Genomic DNA, 4,083 nt, shown 5'->3' with positions numbered 1-4,083 from the left:
GCGCAACCGCGGCGTGCCGCTGCTGGCCGGCGCGGACGGGGAACCCGAACCTGCGCCAGACGTCGAGCAGGCGCGCGTCCCGGCCGAACCAGCCGCCAGCGCTCCAGCTGCAGCGCAGCCCGCGCCACAGTGGGGTCGAGGAGCCGCTTCAAGCCAGGACTGAACCGATTTGAGTGCGTCGCGGATATTGACGAGCCCGATTCCCGCCACTACGGAAACGCCACCGCAACGGCGGATGAAGTCCAGAATTCCGTCTGGAATGTCGGCTTTCGACAACTCTGACCCGGCGCGCGCTGCTATAGCGCGCCCAAAATCTTGAAAGAGGTGACAGGAAAATGAAGATCCTTGTGCCCGTGAAGCGGGTTGTGGATGCCAATGTTAAGGTGCGGGTCAAGTCGGACGGTTCGGCGGTCGAGCTCGCCAACGTCAAGATGGCAATGAACCCGTTCGACGAGATCGCGGTGGAGGAAGCGATCCGGCTGAAGGAAGCCGGCAAGGCGGAAGAGATCATCGTCGTCTCGATCGGCCCGCAGCAGGCGCAGGAAACGCTGCGCACCGCGCTCGCCATGGGTGCCGACCGCGCTATCCTGGTCAAGACCGACGAGCAGACCGAGCCGCTCGGCGTCGCCAAGGTGCTGAAGGGCGTGGTCGAGGCCGAGCAGCCCGGCCTTGTCATCCTCGGCAAGCAGGCGATCGACGATGACAGCAACCAGACCGGCCAGATGCTGGCGGCGCTGCTGGGCTGGGCTCAGGGCACCTTCGCCTCCAAGGTGGAACTCGCCGGCGATCATGCCAAGGTGACGCGCGAGGTCGATGGCGGCCTGCAGACGGTGGAGCTGAAGATGCCGGCGATCGTCACCGCCGACCTTCGCCTCAACCAGCCGCGCTACGCCTCGCTGCCCAACATCATGAAGGCCAAGAAGAAGCCGCTGGACGAGAAAAGCCCAGCCGACTACGGCGCCGACGTCAAGCCGCGCCTCAAGGTGATCAAGACCGAGGAGCCGGGCGGCCGCAAGGCGGGCGTAAAGGTCAAGAGCGTCGCCGAGCTGGTCGAGAAGCTCAAGAACGAAGCCGGCGTGCTGTAAGCGATCGGGAAAGGAACACGAAAATGGCTATTCTCCTCATCGCCGAACACGACAACGCAACCCTTTCCGACCAGACCGCCAAGGCGCTGTCGGCGGCGCTTCAGATCGGTTCGGACGTGCATGTGCTGGTGGCCGGCAAGGGCGCCAAGGGCGCGGCGGACGCCGCTTCGAAGCTGAAGGGCGTGAACAAGGTGCTGCTCGCCGAGGCCGACGAGCTTGCTGAGCGCCTCGCCGAGCCGACCGCGGCACTGGTTGTGTCGCTGGCTGGCGCCTACGATACCATTATCGCTCCGGCCACCTCGACGGGCAAGAACGTCGCGCCTCGCGTGGCTGCCCTGCTCGACGTCGCGCAGGTGTCCGAGATCATCGAGGTGGTCTCGCCCGACACCTTCAAGCGTCCGATCTATGCCGGCAACGCCATCCAGACCGTGCAGGCTACCGACGCCAAGAAGGTGATCACGGTGCGCACCGCTTCCTTCCAAGGAGCACCCGAGGGCGGCTCGGCCGCCGTCGAGACGGTTAGCGCCGCGGCTAATCCCGGTCTCTCCTCCTTCGTCGAGAACAAGCTCTCCGAGACCGACCGTCCGGAGCTGACCTCGGCCAAGATCATCATTTCCGGCGGCCGCGCGCTCGGCTCCTCGGAGAAGTTCCAGGAGGTCATCCTGCCCGTCGCCGACAAGCTCGGCGCCGCCGTCGGCGCTTCACGCGCCGCGGTCGATGCCGGCTATGCGCCGAACGACTGGCAGGTCGGCCAGACCGGCAAGGTGGTCGCCCCTGATCTCTACATCGCCGTCGGTATTTCCGGTGCCATCCAGCACCTCGCCGGCATGAAGGATTCCAAAGTCATCGTCGCCATCAACAAGGACGAGGAGGCGCCGATCTTCCAGGTCGCCGACTACGGCCTCGTCGGCGATCTCTTCGTCATCCTGCCGGAACTGCAAAAGGCGCTTTGACGCTCTCTGCCGAAGCGTATTAAATTGTGAAGGGCGGGGTAGACGAAGTCGCCCCGCCCTTTTAGTTTGCACCGCACAAAAAGCGGCCACCAAGGCCTTTTCGACGGGATCGGTGTAATGAGCAAGATCGAGACGATCGGCATCGTGGGCGCGGGCCAGATGGGCGGCGGCATCGCCCATGTCTCTGCGCTTTCCGGCTACAAGGTGCTCATCTACGACATTTCGCCCGAGCGCATCGAGAAGGGCATCGCCACGATCAGCGGCAACATGGCGCGCCAGGTGGGCTCCGGCAAACTGGAGGAGAAGGCCCGCAACGAGGCGATGGGACGCATTTCGGCTGCGTCCGCGATGGCCGATCTCGCCGGCGCCGATCTGGTGATCGAGGCGGCCACCGAGGACGAGACGGTCAAGCGCAAGATTTATGCCCAGCTCTGCCCGCAGTTAAACCCCGAGGCGATCCTGGCAACCAACACCTCGTCGATCTCGATCACACGGCTTGCGGCGCAGACCGATCGGCCAGAGCGGTTCATCGGCATACATTTCATGAACCCGGTTCCGGTGATGAAGCTGGTCGAGCTGGTGCGCGGCATCGCCACCGAGGACCAAACCTTCGAGGCCGCCAAGACCTATGTGAGGCACCTCGACAAGACGATCACCGTCTCCGAGGATTTCCCCGCCTTCATCGTCAATCGCATCCTGTTGCCGATGATCAACGAGGCAATCTACACGCTCTATGAGGGCGTCGGCACGGTCGATGCGATCGACACCGCCATGAAGCTCGGCGCCAACCACCCGATGGGACCGCTGCAGCTGGCGGACTTCATCGGCCTGGATACGTGCCTGTCGATCATGCAGGTGCTGCATGAGGGCCTGTCGGATTCGAAATACCGCCCTTGCCCACTGCTGGTGAAATATGTCGAGGCCGGCTGGCTCGGCCGCAAGACCGGCCGCGGCTTCTACGACTACCGCGGCGAGCATCCGGTTCCGACGCGCTGATCCCGGCTTTCAGGACGCCGCCGCCAGCGGCTTGGCCGCTTGCGCCTGTTCGCCTTCGGCGTCCTCGTCCGGCGCCGTGGAAACACAGCCTCGTCCGGCCGCCTTGGCCGCATAGCAGGCCGCGTCGGCCCGTGCGATGATCTCGTCAACCTCGCCGCAGCCGGCGCGGATCGGGGCCAGCCCGATGCTGGCGCCGATCGAATGCGCCCGGCCGTCCCAGGTGAAATTCAGGCCGCGGATCGCGTCGATGATGGAACACGCCGCGATTCTGGCGCCAGCCGCGGAGCCCGATTTCAGGATGACCGCGAATTCGTCGCCGCCGAGGCGGGCGACAAGGTCTCCCGGGCCGAGCACGCCACGGATGGCATTGGCGACTTGCTTCAGCAGGGCATCGCCGGCGGCGTGGCCGCCCGTGTCGTTGACCTGCTTGAAATGGTCGAGGTCGATGAACATGAACTGATGCTCGCCGTCTCCGGCGGACGCCGTCGCCCCGGTCTTGCCGCTTTGATCGGCAAGGTCCTCCATGGCGTGGATGAAACTCGACCGGTTGGCAAGGCCGGTGAGTGCGTCATGCGCGGCAGCATGGGCGAGTTGGCGCTGCAGGGCGCGCGCATCGGTGAAATCCTGGAACACGATGACCAGCCCGCAGAACTCGGCTCGCTCGTTGATGATCGGCGACACGACCTGCCGGATGCTGCAGCGAGTGTCGTCGCGCCGGATCAGCACCGCGCGGCTGTTGTGGTCCGCCGGGCCAGGGCTGCCGGCCGGGGGTCGCGCCACGCCGATCCGCTGTCCCGTTTCCTCGTCGACGGCCCAGTAGACATGACCGAGCGTCTTGCCGAGACCGTCGCCCGCCGCGACGCCGGTCAGCTTTTCGGCGATGGGATTCATGAAGGTGACGCGGTTGGCGGCATCCGTGCAGATGACGGCGTCGCCGATCGACTGCAGCGTCACCCTCAGCCGTTCCTTTTCGTCGGCCAGCATCGCCGCCGAGACGATGAGCCGCGCTTCGGCCTCCTTGCGCTGGGTGATATCGGTAAGGCTGCCAA

At 65.3% G+C, this 4,083-nt stretch carries 4 protein-coding genes; 3 read left to right on the top strand and 1 reads right to left on the bottom strand.

Annotation, left to right across the window (positions count from 1 at the left end):
• Window positions 1-335 precede the first annotated feature (335 nt).
• The 3 genes from EN742_RS26705 to EN742_RS26695 all read left to right on the top strand — a co-directional run bounded on the left by EN742_RS26705 (window position 336) and on the right by EN742_RS26695 (window position 3,034).
• Window positions 336-1,085: an electron transfer flavoprotein subunit beta/FixA family protein gene (locus EN742_RS26705; RefSeq protein ID WP_126058114.1), complete on the top strand. Its 750-nt coding sequence runs from the start codon at window positions 336-338 to the stop codon at window positions 1,083-1,085.
• Window positions 1,086-1,108: 23 nt separating this feature from the next.
• Window positions 1,109-2,038 (top strand): electron transfer flavoprotein subunit alpha/FixB family protein, encoded by a 930-nt coding sequence (locus tag EN742_RS26700; protein ID WP_126058113.1) that lies wholly within the window; start codon window positions 1,109-1,111, stop codon window positions 2,036-2,038.
• A gap of 117 nt (window positions 2,039-2,155) precedes the next feature.
• Window positions 2,156-3,034, top strand: coding sequence for a 3-hydroxybutyryl-CoA dehydrogenase (locus tag EN742_RS26695; protein WP_126058112.1), 879 nt, complete (start codon window positions 2,156-2,158; stop codon window positions 3,032-3,034).
• A 9-nt stretch (window positions 3,035-3,043) separates the two neighbouring features.
• Here EN742_RS26695 and EN742_RS26690 read toward each other — a convergent pair.
• Window positions 3,044-4,083: diguanylate cyclase (locus EN742_RS26690; protein WP_128333466.1), on the bottom strand; the 1,040-nt coding region annotated here is incomplete at its 5' end.

The organism is Mesorhizobium sp. M4A.F.Ca.ET.020.02.1.1 (assembly GCF_004022645.1).
Classification (GTDB): Bacteria; Pseudomonadota; Alphaproteobacteria; order Rhizobiales; family Rhizobiaceae; genus Mesorhizobium.
This window is presented reverse-complemented; position numbering and strand designations above follow the sequence as displayed.

Bases quoted from the DNA above. Each gene is read 5' to 3' on its own strand.
- EN742_RS26695 (WP_126058112.1), top strand. From the start codon at position 2,156: ATGAGCAAGATCGAGACGATCGGCATCGTGGGCGCGGGCCAGATGGGC.
- EN742_RS26705 (WP_126058114.1), top strand. From the start codon at position 336: ATGAAGATCCTTGTGCCCGTGAAGCGGGTTGTGGATGCCAATGTTAAG.
- EN742_RS26700 (WP_126058113.1), top strand. From the start codon at position 1,109: ATGGCTATTCTCCTCATCGCCGAACACGACAACGCAACCCTTTCCGAC.